Origin of the sequence: Tannerella forsythia (assembly GCF_001006485.1) — a bacterium.
Classification (GTDB): Bacteria; Bacteroidota; Bacteroidia; order Bacteroidales; family Tannerellaceae; genus Tannerella; species Tannerella forsythia.
In genome coordinates this window covers 33,359-48,190 of the sequence record NZ_JUET01000101.1, presented here as the reverse complement: position 1 = coordinate 48,190, position 14,832 = coordinate 33,359, and the positions used below count along the sequence as shown (strand labels likewise).

Sequence of the window (14,832 nt, the reverse complement as noted above, 5' to 3'; positions counted from 1 at the left end):
ATATGCTTTTCCCCTTTGTCAAACAACCCGATGCGATGGATTGCGGGCCGGCGTGCCTGACCATGATTGCTGCACATTACGGGCGACATTATACGCTGGATCATCTGCGCGAGCAATGTTTTATCGGGCGTGAGGGAGTATCGCTCTTAGGTATCAGCAAAGCAGCCGAACAGATCGGTTTTCGCACCGTGGGAGGACGACTGACGTTCGACAAGTTGGCGGAGAAAGCATTGCTTCCATGCGTCGTGCATTGGAATCAGGAACATTTTGTCGTGGTATATGCCATCCGGAAAAAGAAGAAAGAATACACCGTTTCGGTCGCTGATCCGGGTAAGGGACTCGTTACCTATTCGCGTGAAGCGTTCTGCCGGCACTGGATCAGTACCTGCACCGGAGGCGAAGAGAAAGGCATCACTTTGCTGTTGGAACCGACACAGTTATTTTACGAACAGGAAGGCGACAGGCTTCCCTCGGAAAACCGTATCCGCTTCCTCTGGAAATACCTGATCAAATATAAGCGTTTCTTCGGACAGCTTATGTTGGGGTTGTTTATCGGCAGCCTGCTGCAACTTATTTTTCCGTTCCTCACGCAGGCCATTGTCGATACGGGGATTCAAGGCAAGGATATCGGCTTTATCTGGTTGGTGCTGATCGCACAGATGGTACTGCTTTTCAGTCGTACAGCCATCGACTTTATCCGTCGGAAAATTCTGCTGCACATCAGTACGCGCATCAACGTTTCACTGATCTCCGATTTCTTTATCAAATTGATGAAGCTGCCGATGAAGTTTTTCGATACCAAGCTTACAGGCGACTTGCTGCAACGCATCGAAGATCATCGGCGCATCGAAAACTTCCTGACCAATCAAACAATCTCGATTGTTTTCTCCGTCTTTACCTTTATAATCTTTTCGATCGTACTGTTTGTCTACCATCTTCCGATTTTTACCGTTTTCATCACCGGAAGCATCTTCTATGGGTTATGGATACGGATATTTCTGAAGAAAAGACGTCTGCTCGATTATAAGATGTTCGAACAGCAGGGGATGAACCGTAATGTCGTTTACCAATTGATTACCGGTATGCAGGAGATCAAGTTGCAAGGCTGTGAGCAGCGTAAGCGATGGGAATGGGAAGACGTACAGGCCGACCTGTTCGACGTGAACATGCAATCGCTCAATCTGCGGCAGAATCAGGAGGCAGGCGGTATCTTCATCAATGAGTTGAAGAACATTCTTGTAACGGTATTAGCGGCTACGGCTGTCATCAATGGCAGCCTGACCTTGGGTATGATGCTCTCGATCCAATATATCATCGGACAGCTCAACAGTCCGGTAGAGCAGCTGATGAGTTTTATCTACCAATGGCAGGATGTCAGCATCAGTCTTGATCGCATGAATGAGATCCATACGCAGCAGAACGACGAAGGCACGGGCCGTTCCATAGCTGCTTTACCGCGTGATGTGGAGACGGATATACACATTCGTAATGTCTGCTTCCGGTACGATGGCGCCCGGCCGGATTATGTACTGGAAGGCATCGACCTGCACATCCCGCAGGGGAAGGTCACGGCCATCGTGGGGGCCAGCGGAAGCGGCAAAACGACCCTGATCAAATTGCTGCTCGGATACTACATGCCGAACGAAGGCGAACTGCTCGTCGGCGGTGAGAATCTGTCGCAATTCAATCCCGCATGGTGGCGCACGCAATGCGGTGCGGTGATGCAGGAAGGATACCTGTTTTCGGATACGATTGCCCGCAATATCGCGGTCTCGGACGATGAGATCGATACCGACCGTCTGCGTCATGCCGCCCAAACGGCCCATATTGCCGAGTATATCGAAGGTTTGCCGTTGGGATATAATACGAAAATCGGGCAGGATGGGCAAGGGGTCAGTCAGGGACAGCGACAACGTATCCTGATCGCGCGAGTGGTGTACAAGAACCCGCCGTTTGTCTTTCTGGATGAGGCCACGAATGCGTTGGATGCGAATAACGAACGAGCGATCGTAGAGAATCTGTCGGAATTTTACAAAGGCAAGACGGTTGTTGTGGTAGCACATCGCCTGAGCACCGTCAAGCATGCCGATCGGATTGTCGTGCTCGAAGGTGGACGAATAGCGGAAACAGGTACGCATGCCGAACTGACCACCCGGAAAGGACGGTATTATGAATTAGTACGTAACCAGTTAGAGTTGGGAAAGTAAACATGGAAGAACGGCAACCTATCGAATTGCGAAGCGAGAAAGTCCGTAGCATTATCGGACAGATCCCCCCTGTATTACTCTGCTATGGCACGGTGATCATCGGCGTGACACTGGCTGCGCTGTGCATGCTGTCGATGTATATCCCCTATCGTGAAACGGTTCCGGTACATATCGTCATCGAGCAATCGAATGATACGGTCTATGGCCTTGCTCTTGTACCTAAAGACCGGGTTCCATTGATGCAAACAGGAAACCGGGTAATGATTCATGACCCGCTGTCCGGTTCGCCGGAAGCAACCGTCTCGCATATCTCGACTGTCCCTGCACGTAGCGATGGTCGCCGGCGCGAAGTGCGGATCGCTTTCCCTCCCACGGTCACCATGCAGCCGGGCGATGTATTGGAAGGACGCATTATCCTTTCGGACATGTCTGTATTTAACCGATTCTTACAATCACTAAGAGGAAGATGATGTCGATATGAATTGCGGGCGGATAACGTGAGGCTCAAATAGACTTTCCCCGATTGAAAAGAGGGAGGGACACCTCAATACTGTTTCAATTCGAGCAGCTGACCGTCCCAGACGGCATAGGAATAGAATTGCATCCAGTCACCGAGAATCATCAGGCGAGCATGATCGGTAATGGGTTTGTCGACCATCAGATGCAGGTGACCGAAGAGGAAGAAACGCGTGTCCGGGTGCGTCGGAAGATATTCTTTCGCGAAGGTTTCGAGCGATTGGATATTGCGCGCCTGTGCGGCAGCGAGTCGTTCGGCGGCCAGCCCGCTCTTACGGCTGCTGAGCGACCAGCGACGGGCAAAGCCGAAAGTCCACCGCGGATGGATGGCGGCGTACAGGATCTGACACAGCCGATTGCGGAAGATACGCTGAATAACGCGATATGTAAAAGGTTGATAACCGACCTCATCGCCGTGTGCGAGGAAGAAACGTTTGCCCAACAGCTCGGTATCGATCGGCTTGCGGTGTATGATGGCTCCGACTTCCTGCGGCAGGTAGTCGAACATCCAGATGTCGTGATTGCCGATAAAGAGATGTATTTCGACACCGAGATCGCTCAGCTCGGCGATCTTACCGAGAAAACGCACGTGTCCGCGAGGTGCAACGTATTTGTATTCGTACCAATAATCGAAAACATCGCCCAGAAAATACACGGCTGCTGCATCGTGTTTTATCTCGTCGAGCCATCGGACGAGACGTTTCTCGGCGGCCATCGGGTCGCTCGAATAGCGGTTGCCGAGATGGATGTCGGATGCGAAATAAATCTTCTTCACGGTTTTCCGGTGCAAGATTACAACAGGCCGAGTTCGAGCTTGGCCTCTTCGCTCATCATGTCCTTATTCCACTCCGGCTCGAAGACGATGTTGATCTGCGCGTTCCGTACACCGTCGATCGAGCTGACCTTCTGCCGCACATCTTCGATGATAAAGTCGGCCGCCGGGCAGTTGGGAGCGGTGAACGTCATGTCGATCTCAACGTTCCGACCGTCATCCACCTCTACTTTGTATATCAGTCCGAGATCGTAGATGTTGACCGGAATTTCCGGATCATAGACCGTTCGCAACATCTTCACGATTTCTTCTTCCGTCTTCAGAAATTCATTTTCCATCTGTTCCTGTATTTAAATTTTAACGGTACTTCTCCTTCGCGCTCTTTCCCGAAGGAGAAGGGTTTCTACACCGGGAGGTTGCCGGAAAGTTTACCTTCGTCGGCATAGCTATAATAAGATTTGTCGCTGATGATGATATGGTCGAGTAAACGGATATCCATCAGTTGTGCCGCTTTCTGCAAACGAGCCGTAAGCCGGTCGTCCTGCGGACTGGGCTGTATGTTCCCCGACGGATGATTGTGGCACAGGACAATACCGGAGCACAGCGTACTGATCGCCCCTTTCATCACGATGCGCAGGTCGGCAGCGGTTTCGCTCGTTCCACCCCGGCTGATGACTGTCTGCTCAATCACTTTCCCACTGCGGCTGATAAATGCTGCCCGCAATTCTTCGTGAGGCAGATCGCACAGCACGGGATAAAACAGCCGGAAAGCATCCTGACTGGAACGGATCGCGGGACGTTCGGGCGGCTCGGATAATCCCCTTCTTCGCCCGAGCTCCATGGCTGCAAGCAAGGTAATCCCCTTTGCTTCGCCAATACCCTTATAGGTCATCAGCTCACGGAGCGTCAGTTTACCGAGTGCGTTCAGGTTATTCCGGACACCGTTGAGGATGCGCTGAGCAAGCTGTATGGCCGTTTCCTGACTGTTCCCCGAACCGATCAGTATGGCGATCAACTCCGCATCGCTCAGTGAAGAAGCTCCCTTGAGGAGCATCTTCTCGCGCGGGCGGTCTTCCGCTGCCAACTCCTTGATGCGAAGTCGCTCGTCCATCGCCGACTACATATACTATATCGAAACGATTGCAGGAGTGTCGATTATTTCACCCGACCGGTATACGAACCTTCCTGCGTATTGATTTCGATGATATCGCCTTCGTTGATAAACAGCGGCACGCGTACCTCCGCTCCGGTTTCTACCTTCGCAGGCTTCAGCGTGTTCGTTGCGGTATCTCCTCTCAGGCCCGGCTCGGTATATGTCACGGCCAATTGCACCTTGATCGGCATATCGGCAAAAAGAATGGTTTCGGTCGAAGCATCGGAAACAACATCGACGATCTGTCCCTCTTTCATGAAATCGACCCCATTAATCAGGTCATGCGCAATGGGTATCTGTTCAAAGGTCTCCTGATTCATAAAAATATATTCGCCTCCTTCCTGATAAAGGTATTGATACTGGCGCCGTTCCACACGTACGTCTTCCAGCTTCTCGCCGATGTTGAAACGCCGTTCGATGACGTTGCCTTTCACGACGTCTTTCAGCGTTGTACGCATGATCGTATTGCCTTTTCCGGGCTTTACGTGCAAGAAGTCGATACAAAAATAGAGTTTTCCGTCGAGGCGGATACACGTTCCTTTTTTAATGTCTTGTGAGTTAATCATCTTTATGTTTCTTTGTTAATATAAATCGTTCAGAATAAACCGGCTGCAAAAATACGCTTTTCCGACCAAAGATGCAAACGTTTCAGCGGTCAGCGTAATTTAATTGTCAATGGTTATTCGGTGGCCAGTCCTTCGGATGTTGATTCGTTGAGTTGTTTATGAATGTAGGGGCGAACCTTGTGTTCGCCCGCCGGAACAACATTTGCGTCATTTGCGTTCGGTCTTTTGTCATTCAGAGCGAAGCGATGAATCTCTTTTCCGTCACTTTTGGCTTGACCCAAAAGTAACCAAAAGGTCAAGGCTTCGTGCTCTTCACACGCCTTCGCGACGCTTGCAGGTCGGAAAATCAGGTAACTCGCTTCGCTCGGACAGCCTGATTTTCTATCGCCCTGCTCGCTGCTCCGTCGGCTCACCGCCCGAGGCCCATGGACGAACGCCGAAATGAATGGTCAATGGTTAATTGTTAATGGTTATTTTCTAAATACATGATTCGGCGTGTACCACGCATAACAATTAACCATTGACAATTAACAATTAATTTGTCATTCAGAGCGAAGCGATGAATCTCTTTTCCGTCACTTTTGGCTTGACCCAAAAGTAACCAAAAGGTCAAGGCTTCGTGCTCTTCACACGCCTTCGCGACGCTTGCAGGTCGGAAAATCAGGTAACTCGCTTCGCTGACAGCCTGATTTTCTATCGCCCTGCTCGCTGCTCCGTCGGCTCACCGCCCGAGGCCCATGGACGAACGCCGAAATGAATGGTCAATGGTTAATTGTTAATGGTTATTTTCTAAATACATGATTCGGCGTGTACCACGCATAACAATTAACAATTAAATTATGTCAGGCTTTCAGCCCTCCGCTGAGGGGGTCGCCTGTTTTCCCAACGCTTCGCTTCGCTACACATTGGGCTGAATTAATGCGCCCTTTCAGGGCTTTTACAGCAGTCAGTGTTCAGCGGTCAGCAAACAAATCAACCCCTCAACAACTAAACATCTAAACAACTCAACAATTCAACATCTCAACTACTTTTCCCACTGCGAAAAAGGGTGGCGGGAGAGCATGGCGTTATAATAACGCGGGTCGCCGCTGACTTCTTCGCCCACCCAGCAGGGTTTCTCGAATGGTTCGTCTTCCGAAGGCAGCTCAATCTCGGCCATGACGAGGCCGGCATTGGCGCCATAGAAAACATCGACCTCCCACGTATGGCCGGCAAAGGGGATCCAGTGCCGCACCTTCTCGATTACATCCGAGCAGCAAAGCGTCAGCAGTTCTTCGGCATCGGCGAGCGGTATCGTCTGTTCAAATTCGTAGCGGCTCCATCCGCGTTCGTTCGTAGCGCTCTTAATTGTCAGGAAAGCCTCGTCGCCACAGATGCGTACCCGCACCGTGCGCACCTCGTCCGAGCACAGATACCCCTGCACGATCCGGCTGCGACGAGACACCATCGGCTCGAAATCGCCCCGCACCAAAAACTTGCGTTCAACTTCCAATCCCATCGTCTCAACGTATTTTGACCATCGTAGCCCCGAATCCGTATTCACGAAACGAAGCATCCTGATAGTCGCACGATTTGTAACGCGTTTTCAGTTCTTTCTCGATAGCGGCACGCAACACACCTTCGCCCTTACCGTGTATAAACACGATCTTCCGCCCCTTCTGCCCAGCATACTCCTGCATGACGGCATGAAACTTGTCGAGCTGATAGTTGAGCATATCCGAAGCACTCATGCCCGTCGTGTCGTCGAGGAGCTGGGAGATATGCAGGTCGATCTCGAGTATCGGAGCTTCGGGCACTTTCGGTTTGGAAACCGGTTGAGGTTTGCGACGGTCGTCGCGTTTCTTCTGCATCATCGCCTCTTGCAGGTCTGTGGCGGAAATCAGCAGCGGACGCTCCGGCACGTCGTTCCGTACGACAGAGACAAGCAGCGCATCCTCGTCGAAGAAATCATTCGGAGTGAAGCAGTGCATTTTGTAGAACTTGACCGTATCGAGCCGAAGCTCTACCGACATCGCATTTTTCAGCGCATACGGTTTCTTCTTCTTGAAGGCAATCAGTTGCACACAGACTCGTTCCAGGTCGTTCAAATCCTCCTTACCGAACTCCTCCATAAAAATGCGTGTATTAGGCTCGATGATTCCCGACGAACGACTTGTCCAACTCCGGTTCGAGGCATTCATATAATTATAAAACAAGTAGTAGTTGCTGTCGTTCACCAAATACGCTTCGTATCCGCTTGATGTGAGGTTCTTCGGGTCTACCGGCAAGTAAGCGATTGACAGGTTGAGGCGTTCGCCTTCGGGTGTCTCTTCGACCCGATATTCTTCCGACTCCTTACGTACGGATAGTTCTACCGGTTGTACTGCCGACGAGCGTTCTTCGCCTGCGGAGCGAGAATTACGGGCTGTGCCTCCGCCTTCATCCACCACCACACATTCGCTCACCGGAACGGGAAACTCAAACCCGCTCTCATCTTCCACCAGCGCCGTATGCTTATCGCGAAACCCTCTGACGATGCCCCCGCCCACGCTGTTCAAGAAACGTACCTTATCTCCTTTTTTTATCATTGTTTTTGTATCTATTCGAGTTGTCAAAGATAGAGAGAAAACACGAAGTAAAGAAAAAAAGAGAAGTGGTTTTTTAACATTCTTCCGTACGTATGGATTATGGAACCTAAAGTTGACGTCTTGAAGAAAGGGTGACAAAACCGGATGATACCCGACATTTTGTCACTAAATACTTACATGTGCTGACATGTCATCTGCAGAAATGTCAGATTCGGGGGTGCCGAAAATCTTTGGCATGATATTCGTAACGAATCAAATGCGAAGGCAAAAACAAATTATATTATAGATAGATTGAACAAACGAATTAAAACTTAGAAACATGAATGTTAAACCATTAGCAGACAGAGTGCTGGTTAAGCCGGCAGAAGCTGAAGAAAAGACGGCGAGCGGAATCATTATTCCTGACTCGGCCAAGGAGAAACCGTTGAAAGGCGAAATTATCGCAGTCGGTAAGGGTACGAAAGACGAAGAAATGGTATTGGCCCAGGGAGATCATGTACTGTATGGCAAATATGCCGGTACGGAAATCGAACTTAACGGAGAGAAATACCTGATTATGCGTCAGTCCGACGTTTTGGCTATCATTTGATTCACTCAACGAAACATAAACGATTTAAAAAAATAACAACAAGATATCATGGCAAAAGAAATTAAATTCGACATGAATGCCCGCGACCTTTTGAAGAAAGGTGTGGATGAATTGGCAAATGCCGTTAAGGTAACATTAGGTCCGAAAGGTCGCAATGTGATCCTCGAAAAGAAATTCGGTGCTCCGCAAATCACCAAAGACGGTGTAACGGTGGCGAAAGAAATAGAGCTCGCTTGTCCGTACGAGAACATGGGGGCGCAGCTTGTGAAGGAAGTCGCTTCGAAGACGAACGACAAAGCCGGCGACGGTACGACAACTGCTACCGTTTTGGCGCAAGCCATCATTGGCGTAGGATTGAAGAACGTAACGGCCGGGGCTAATCCAATGGACTTGAAACGCGGTATCGACAAGGCCGTATCGAAAGTGGTAGAAAGCATCGCATCGCAGTCCGAAGCGGTAGGTACGAACATGGACCGTATCGAGCATGTGGCTAAAATCTCGGCAAACGGCGATGAGGGTATCGGTAAGCTGATTGCCGAAGCGATGCAGAAGGTGAAGAAAGAAGGCGTCATCACGGTAGAAGAAGCCAAGGGAACGGAAACGACCGTGGAGGTTGTGGAAGGTATGCAGTTCGATCGCGGTTATATCTCCGCTTATTTCGTGACCGATACGGAAAAGATGGAAACACAGTTCGAAAATCCGTACATTCTGATCTACGATAAAAAGATTTCAGTGCTGAAAGACCTGCTTCCCATCCTGGAGCAAGTGGTTCAGTCGGGTCGTGCTTTGCTGATCATTGCCGAAGACATCGACAGCGAAGCGTTGGCTACGCTTGTGGTGAACCGTCTGCGCGGTGGTTTGAAAGTGTGCGCCGTGAAGGCTCCGGGCTTCGGCGACCGTCGTAAGGCTATGCTCGAAGATATTGCCATCTTGACAGGTGGAACGGTGATTACCGAAGAAAAAGGCATGAAACTGGAAGATGCCAAGATGGATATGCTCGGGTCGGCCGACAAGGTCACGGTGAACAAAGACAATACGACGATCGTGAAAGGGAACGGCGACAAGGCTGCTATTGAGTCTCGTATCGGCCAGATCAAGGCACAGATCGAAACAACGACATCGGACTACGACAAGGAGAAGTTGCAGGAACGTTTGGCGAAGTTGGCCGGCGGAGTCGCCGTGCTCTACGTCGGCGCTCCTTCGGAAGTGGAAATGAAAGAGAAGAAAGACCGTGTAGACGACGCCTTACATGCTACCCGCGCCGCGATCGAAGAAGGTACGGTGCCCGGCGGTGGAGTCGCTTATCTTCGCGCGATCCCGGCACTCGAAGGCCTCAAGGGAGAGAACGAAGACGAAACGACGGGTATCGAGATTGTGAAACGCGCCATCGAAGAGCCGTTGCGTCAGATCGTGAACAACGCCGGTAAGGAAGGTGCGGTAGTGGTGCAGAAAGTGAAAGAAGGCACAGGTGCTTTCGGATACAACGCTCGTACCGATGTGTACGAAGACCTCTCTGAGGCCGGAGTCGTTGACCCTGCCAAAGTGACACGTATCGCCCTTGAGAATGCCGCATCGATTGCCGGCATGTTCCTGACCACCGAATGCGTCGTAGCCGATAAGAAGGAAGAGGCACCGGCCCCCCCGATGAACCCGGGCATGGGTGGCATGGGCGGAATGATGTAATTCCCGTTCAATTCACAGATCAATAAAACAGAGCATTCGAAAAGACTGCCCCCCGCGGAGCCATTGGTTTCGGAAGGGGCAGTTTTCTATTATAACGCAAAAGCCAGCGTAAATACGCTGATGCTGATATGGGGTATTCGCATCAGGCAGTCTATACACGAAAGCAGTGTAGCGCCCGTAGTGAGAACATCGTCGACAAGCAACACGTGCTTGTTTGCCAACCGTTCCGGCCGGGAAAGACAAAAGGCTTCGGCCACATTCATACGCCGTTCGTAAGCCGACTTGTGCGTTTGTGTCTCGGTATCGACTGCACGAACAAGTGTTTGGGTATCGACGGGACAATGATATACTGTCGCCAGGCCGCGTGCAATCCATTCCGCCTGATTGTAACCTCTCCTCCGTTGTCTCCGCCGATGAAGAGGAACGGGAACACACACATCGATGTTGCAGAAAAAGCCGTCGGCCTGTAACTCCCGAGCGGCCATCCGTCCTAACCTCTCGGCTAATCGTTTATTGCCTCGGTATTTGAATGAGTGAATCAATGACTGTACCCGACCTCCTTCTTCGTAGAAAAGAAAGGCCGTCAGATGTTGCAACGAGGAGATACCGGCAAAGAGTGGAAGAAGAGGATGGGCATCACGCCGATGATAGTATGTTCGTGGGAGGTCGCACAAGCAGTGCAGGCAGAGCTGTCGCTCTTCCGCCAAGAGCATTTTTTTACAAAGCAGACAGAGGCGCGGATAAAACAAGTCCAGCAAGTCATTCCAGATCGTCGTCATCAAAACGGCCCCCTTGACATAACTTCTTGACACATTGAACAACCAATGACTGTTCATATCCCTTGTTCACCGCAAAACGGCAGAGTTTTACAAACAAATCCGTGTCCGACACGCTCCGCACCGTACGTTTCTTGCGTATGAGCAATTCCGTCAAGATACGTCGATAATCATCTTCATCGATCCGGCTCAATGCCTCATCTATCAAACTCTGTGCAATGCCTTTCCGCCTCAATGCACCGCTCATTTTGATCCGTCCCCACTCGTTAAAGCGGGATTTATCGCTGACGAAGCAGCGGCAGAAACGGGCTTCGTCAATGAATTTCTCTTCGATCAGGCGGGCAATAATACGCTCTTCGCTTTCGGGCGAAAGACCGGCACTCGCGATCTTCTTACGCACATCGTAGATGCAACGCTCAGCTATGGAGCAATACGCCGCCGCGCGGTGCAACATTTCGGCTTCATCCCTTGTTTCTGTCTCCTTCAGTTTTTCGAACATTGTATGAACCGTTCTTTGCCGGATATGTCACGGACAATCTCGATATCTCGGTAGCCCGTTTCCTGCAACAACGATACGAGCTGCTTTCCGTAAGCCGTATTGATCTCAAAGTACAATCGTCCGCCTTCCGACAGCCATCTTCGCCCATGCGCTGCGATATGCCGATAGAAACGCAACGGATCGTCATCAGGGACAAATAACGCCTCCCAAGGCTCATGAAAGAGGACACGGGCTTCCGTCTGGAATCTCTCCTCCATCGTTACATAGGGCGGATTGCTGACGATCACGTCGAAGGCTGGCTGGGATATTTCGTCCAAAGGCGATTCGGACAGGATATCGGCTTGCAGAAACCGGATATCGGCTTGATGGGCTTCGGCATTGCGTCGGGCAACAACCAATGCATCATCACTAATATCGATGGCCGTAACCGTAGCCTTATGCAGCATCTTTGCCAGAGAGACGGCGATACATCCGCTTCCGGTACCGATATCAAGTACCTTCAGTCCCGTTTCGGTATGATGACGGACGATAAGTTCCACCAGCTCGCTCGTCTCGGGACGGGGAATCAGTACCGAGGGGTTCACCTCGAACCGAAGTCCGTGAAACTCACAGTCTCCGAAAATATACTGTATCGGCTCCGCACAGCACAGACGCTCCACCACCTCCCGGATAGCTTCTTTCTCCGTCTCACTAATTTGCTTATCTTTGCACATAATTTGCTGGGCTGGCGTCAGACCGCAAATACGTTCGAGAATCAAGCGGGCAAGGTACTGAGCCTCTTCCACCGAATAAAACATTCTTCTGAGGCTTATCTTGATGTAGTCTATTGTTTCTTGCATGACGCGATCATCGAAATAAAATAAATAATGACAAAGGTACGGAATTTTTGACACAGATCAAATGGATACGGACGAAAAATATATAGAGCGCTGTTTGATGCTGGCAGCCGCCGGAGCAGGCATGGTAGCGCCGAATCCGATGGTCGGCGCGGTGGTGGTGCACCGCGAACGCATCATCGGCGAAGGGTATCATCGGCAGTTTGGCGGAGCCCATGCTGAAGTACATGCGATCGCTTCGGTGCGCGATGAGGCGTTGTTGAGAGATTCTACGCTCTACGTCAATCTGGAGCCTTGTTCACATCACGGCAAGACGCAGCCTTGCACCGAACTGATTATCCGCAAACGGATACCCCGTGTCGTCATTGCCTGCACCGATCCGTTTCCTGCCGTTTCGGGACAAGGAGTCCGGAGGCTGAAAGAAGCAGGGATTGACGTAAAAACAGGGGTACTGGAAAAGGAAGCTCTTCATCTGAACCGCTTTTTTATGACTGCTCAGACCCATCGTCGCCCTTATGTCATTTTAAAATGGGCGCAAAGTGCCGACGGATTTCTCGACCGTCTCCGGACGGATGCCTCAGTGCCGGCTGCGTGGTTGTCATGCGCGACTACGGTACGCATGGTACACAAACTCCGCTCCGAGGTCGATGCCATTATGGTCGGTACCCGTACGGCTTATCTTGACAATCCTTCGCTGACCGTACGTCATTGGGCGGGAAAACATCCTGTCCGTGTCTTGCCAGACCGCACCTTGCGTGTTCCGACCTCGGCTACCCTGTTCGACGGGGTTGTACGCACCCTCGTTTACAATGCGCAGAAAAGCGGCGTAGAAGGGCAAACCGAGTATCTGCCGCTCGACGTTACAGCACCGCTCATCCCACAAATATTGCTGTCGCTCCATGAGAAGCAGATTCAGTCGTTGCTCGTCGAGGGCGGTGCCTTGCTGCATCGTCGTTTTATGGAGCTGGGACTGTGGGACGAGGCGCGAATCGAAACGACGCCCGTTGTACTCGGAAGAGGTGTAAAGGCCGCCGATATCCGATCGGCAAACGGTGCCGTGTGGGAAGGGGAACGACCGATACGTTCCGGCAAAGATGCAGGACATACCCTTGCCATATTCACGCATAAGCATTTCTAAACAAATCTCTGAAGGGGACACTAAAATTCTATAAAACCGATCCGATGTAGGCGGCAAAGAAAAAAAATTTCTACTTTTGTGCTCTAATTTTACAGCATAATAATTGTGTCAATGAAAAAGAACAGGTTACAATCAGGAACAGCCGCATGTATGGCGGCTCTTTTGTTGTCTTCTTGCTTGAATAATAAAGAACTCGAAGTACCCAACTGGGTGCAGGATAACTGCCAGATCGCTTCTTTTTCGTTGAAGAACGACTCCATTCGCGGCTTGGCACAGGTGGTCTTTACCATTGACCAGATCAAAGGCGAAATATACAACCGGGATTCCATGCCTTACGGGACCGTCATCAACCGCAAAATCATTTGCAATGTGAAGTATGACGGACCGCCTCCTTCGGCTGTCGAAGTATATCAGGAAACGACGAAAGAAAGAAAGAACTGGAACGGTTCCGATTCGCTCGACCTTTCGAAACCCATCCGTTTCGATGTCTATTCCTACAACGGCAAATCCGTAAAAACGTATACGGCCAAATTGAATGTCCATCAGCAAAAACCGGACTCGATGACATGGTTGCGAACGGAAAAACTGCTGGACACGGAAAGAGAAGAGCAGCGCGTATTGGAGTGGAGAGGCAAATACCGGATGTTTGTACGCAAGGCCGGAAATGATCTACTCTATCAGTCGGATGACGCCAAAACATGGATCGCCTCCTCACTCAACGGTCTTTCCGGAAAGACGCTTGTCCTAAGTCAAATAACTGTTTACGGAGAAGCCCTTTACGCACCTGCTGCAGACGGGTTGCTGTACCGCTCGGATAATGGCACGGACTGGTCGATAGTCGGCGGAGCCCCTGAAATAAAGGTTTTGCTGGGCGTCGTCGATTCGGTGACACAGTCATCACGTCCTTCGGCGCTGGCCGCCATCGTAAAGAATAGTGACTCATGGCACTTTGCGTCGATGAATGCCAAAGGGAAGTGGACGACCGGAGAAACGGTGCCGGAAGCGTTCCCGTTCGAAGGATTCGGGACAGTGGGTTACGAGGCGGTTTTCTACCGTCACTTGCTCGTTATCGCCGGAAAAAAACGAAACGGCGAATTAAGTAATCTCTCGTGGGAAACAACCGACGGACTGAGATGGGTAAGCTTGAATCACTCCACCACAGCAGGTATAGAGCCGTGTGAAGGCGCTGCCGTTTCCTTCTACGACAATCAAATTTATCTGATCGGCGGTTTCAATGCTTCGAAGACAGCCTCCCGAAAAATCTATCGCTCGGCAAACAGAGGACTGTCATGGACACTGGTCAATAAGCTGATTGTACTGCCTGAAACCTTCCAACCGCGAGGCTATGCTTCGTTATTGGTAGACAAAGATAACTACATGCTGCTTTTCGGCGGAAAAGAAAAGCATGATCGCGCTGTACTCGATGAGTTGTGGCGTGGACGTATAAACCGTTTAGGGTTCAAGGAATGAGGTACGGGAAATAATTTTGTACGGTTTCTCACGTTAGAAAGAAAGGTAATGACTGTAATA

Annotated in this window: 16 protein-coding genes; 6 read left to right on the top strand and 10 right to left on the bottom strand. The window is 50.7% G+C overall.

Annotated features, from left to right (window positions below; all coding sequences use genetic code 11):
* Nucleotides 1-2: 2 nt before the first annotated feature.
* Entirely contained in the window at nucleotides 3-2,207 is a 2,205-nt protein-coding gene (locus Tanf_RS09855; protein WP_046825784.1) for a peptidase domain-containing ABC transporter, read from the top strand.
* 2 nt (nucleotides 2,208-2,209) lie between these two features.
* Entirely contained in the window at nucleotides 2,210-2,677 is a 468-nt protein-coding gene (locus Tanf_RS09850) for a hypothetical protein (protein ID WP_046825754.1), read from the top strand.
* Nucleotides 2,678-2,751: 74 nt separating this feature from the next.
* On the opposite strand, the gene Tanf_RS09845 is transcribed toward Tanf_RS09850, so the two are convergent.
* The 7 genes from Tanf_RS09845 to Tanf_RS09815 form a co-directional block, all read right to left on the bottom strand.
* On the bottom strand, nucleotides 2,752-3,438 hold the full coding sequence (locus Tanf_RS09845; protein WP_236684430.1) for a UDP-2,3-diacylglucosamine diphosphatase: 687 nt from the start codon (nucleotides 3,436-3,438) through the stop codon (nucleotides 2,752-2,754).
* Between the two features lie 77 nt (nucleotides 3,439-3,515).
* Nucleotides 3,516-3,833, bottom strand: a complete 318-nt coding sequence (locus tag Tanf_RS09840; protein ID WP_014224788.1) for a metal-sulfur cluster assembly factor — start codon at nucleotides 3,831-3,833, stop codon at nucleotides 3,516-3,518.
* A gap of 65 nt (nucleotides 3,834-3,898) precedes the next feature.
* On the bottom strand, nucleotides 3,899-4,606 hold the full coding sequence (radC, locus tag Tanf_RS09835; RefSeq protein ID WP_046825752.1) for a RadC family protein: 708 nt from the start codon (nucleotides 4,604-4,606) through the stop codon (nucleotides 3,899-3,901).
* A gap of 44 nt (nucleotides 4,607-4,650) precedes the next feature.
* Nucleotides 4,651-5,214, bottom strand: coding sequence for an elongation factor P (efp, locus tag Tanf_RS09830; protein ID WP_014224790.1), 564 nt, complete (start codon nucleotides 5,212-5,214; stop codon nucleotides 4,651-4,653).
* A gap of 113 nt (nucleotides 5,215-5,327) precedes the next feature.
* Nucleotides 5,328-5,627 (bottom strand): hypothetical protein, encoded by a 300-nt coding sequence (locus Tanf_RS15135; RefSeq protein ID WP_046825751.1) that lies wholly within the window; start codon nucleotides 5,625-5,627, stop codon nucleotides 5,328-5,330.
* A gap of 611 nt (nucleotides 5,628-6,238) precedes the next feature.
* Nucleotides 6,239-6,712: a CYTH domain-containing protein gene (locus tag Tanf_RS09820; protein ID WP_046825750.1), complete on the bottom strand. Its 474-nt coding sequence runs from the start codon at nucleotides 6,710-6,712 to the stop codon at nucleotides 6,239-6,241.
* Nucleotides 6,713-6,716: 4 nt separating this feature from the next.
* Nucleotides 6,717-7,781 (bottom strand): DUF2027 domain-containing protein, encoded by a 1,065-nt coding sequence (locus Tanf_RS09815; protein ID WP_046825749.1) that lies wholly within the window; start codon nucleotides 7,779-7,781, stop codon nucleotides 6,717-6,719.
* 319 nt (nucleotides 7,782-8,100) lie between these two features.
* On the opposite strand from Tanf_RS09815, the gene Tanf_RS09810 reads away from it, so the two are divergent.
* Together Tanf_RS09810 and groL are read left to right on the top strand one after the other, a co-directional pair.
* On the top strand, nucleotides 8,101-8,370 hold the full coding sequence (locus Tanf_RS09810; protein WP_014224795.1) for a co-chaperone GroES: 270 nt from the start codon (nucleotides 8,101-8,103) through the stop codon (nucleotides 8,368-8,370).
* A 48-nt stretch (nucleotides 8,371-8,418) separates the two neighbouring features.
* Nucleotides 8,419-10,053, top strand: coding sequence for a chaperonin GroEL (gene groL, locus Tanf_RS09805; RefSeq protein WP_046825748.1), 1,635 nt, complete (start codon nucleotides 8,419-8,421; stop codon nucleotides 10,051-10,053).
* Nucleotides 10,054-10,142: 89 nt separating this feature from the next.
* Here groL and Tanf_RS09800 read toward each other — a convergent pair whose 3' ends face one another.
* From Tanf_RS09800 to prmC, 3 genes are read right to left on the bottom strand one after another with little or no spacing between them, the layout of a single operon-like run.
* Nucleotides 10,143-10,832, bottom strand: a complete 690-nt coding sequence (locus tag Tanf_RS09800) for a ComF family protein (RefSeq protein WP_046825747.1) — start codon at nucleotides 10,830-10,832, stop codon at nucleotides 10,143-10,145.
* Entirely contained in the window at nucleotides 10,813-11,328 is a 516-nt protein-coding gene (locus Tanf_RS09795) for a regulatory protein RecX (protein WP_014224798.1), read from the bottom strand. The genes Tanf_RS09800 and Tanf_RS09795 overlap by 20 nt, the downstream gene beginning before the upstream one ends.
* Complete coding sequence (gene prmC, locus Tanf_RS09790; RefSeq protein ID WP_041590729.1) at nucleotides 11,313-12,167, bottom strand: peptide chain release factor N(5)-glutamine methyltransferase; 855 nt, start codon at nucleotides 12,165-12,167, stop codon at nucleotides 11,313-11,315. Before prmC ends, Tanf_RS09795 begins: the two co-directional genes overlap by 16 nt.
* 61 nt (nucleotides 12,168-12,228) lie before the next feature.
* On the opposite strand from prmC, the gene ribD reads away from it, so the two are divergent.
* Both ribD and Tanf_RS09780 read left to right on the top strand, forming a co-directional pair.
* The gene (gene ribD, locus Tanf_RS09785; protein WP_014224800.1) at nucleotides 12,229-13,302 is read left to right on the top strand and encodes a bifunctional diaminohydroxyphosphoribosylaminopyrimidine deaminase/5-amino-6-(5-phosphoribosylamino)uracil reductase RibD; all 1,074 of its coding nucleotides are present in this window, start codon (nucleotides 12,229-12,231) and stop codon (nucleotides 13,300-13,302) included.
* Between the two features lie 111 nt (nucleotides 13,303-13,413).
* Nucleotides 13,414-14,772, top strand: a complete 1,359-nt coding sequence (locus Tanf_RS09780) for a DUF6242 domain-containing protein (RefSeq protein ID WP_046472582.1) — start codon at nucleotides 13,414-13,416, stop codon at nucleotides 14,770-14,772.
* Nucleotides 14,773-14,832: the final 60 nt, after the last annotated feature.

Coding starts and splice junctions, on each gene's coding strand:
- Tanf_RS09855 (WP_046825784.1), top strand. CDS start 3: ATGCTTTTCCCCTTTGTCAAACAACCCGATGCGATGGATTGCGGGCCG.
- Tanf_RS09850 (WP_046825754.1), top strand. CDS start 2,210: ATGGAAGAACGGCAACCTATCGAATTGCGAAGCGAGAAAGTCCGTAGC.
- Tanf_RS09845 (WP_236684430.1), bottom strand. CDS start 3,438: ATGGCCGCCGAGAAACGTCTCGTCCGATGGCTCGACGAGATAAAACAC.
- Tanf_RS09840 (WP_014224788.1), bottom strand. CDS start 3,833: ATGGAAAATGAATTTCTGAAGACGGAAGAAGAAATCGTGAAGATGTTG.
- radC (WP_046825752.1), bottom strand. CDS start 4,606: ATGGACGAGCGACTTCGCATCAAGGAGTTGGCAGCGGAAGACCGCCCG.
- efp (WP_014224790.1), bottom strand. CDS start 5,214: ATGATTAACTCACAAGACATTAAAAAAGGAACGTGTATCCGCCTCGAC.
- Tanf_RS09820 (WP_046825750.1), bottom strand. CDS start 6,712: ATGGGATTGGAAGTTGAACGCAAGTTTTTGGTGCGGGGCGATTTCGAG.
- Tanf_RS09815 (WP_046825749.1), bottom strand. CDS start 7,781: ATGATAAAAAAAGGAGATAAGGTACGTTTCTTGAACAGCGTGGGCGGG.
- Tanf_RS09810 (WP_014224795.1), top strand. CDS start 8,101: ATGAATGTTAAACCATTAGCAGACAGAGTGCTGGTTAAGCCGGCAGAA.
- groL (WP_046825748.1), top strand. CDS start 8,419: ATGGCAAAAGAAATTAAATTCGACATGAATGCCCGCGACCTTTTGAAG.
- Tanf_RS09800 (WP_046825747.1), bottom strand. CDS start 10,832: ATGACGACGATCTGGAATGACTTGCTGGACTTGTTTTATCCGCGCCTC.
- Tanf_RS09795 (WP_014224798.1), bottom strand. CDS start 11,328: ATGTTCGAAAAACTGAAGGAGACAGAAACAAGGGATGAAGCCGAAATG.
- prmC (WP_041590729.1), bottom strand. CDS start 12,167: ATGCAAGAAACAATAGACTACATCAAGATAAGCCTCAGAAGAATGTTT.
- ribD (WP_014224800.1), top strand. CDS start 12,229: ATGGATACGGACGAAAAATATATAGAGCGCTGTTTGATGCTGGCAGCC.
- Tanf_RS09780 (WP_046472582.1), top strand. CDS start 13,414: ATGAAAAAGAACAGGTTACAATCAGGAACAGCCGCATGTATGGCGGCT.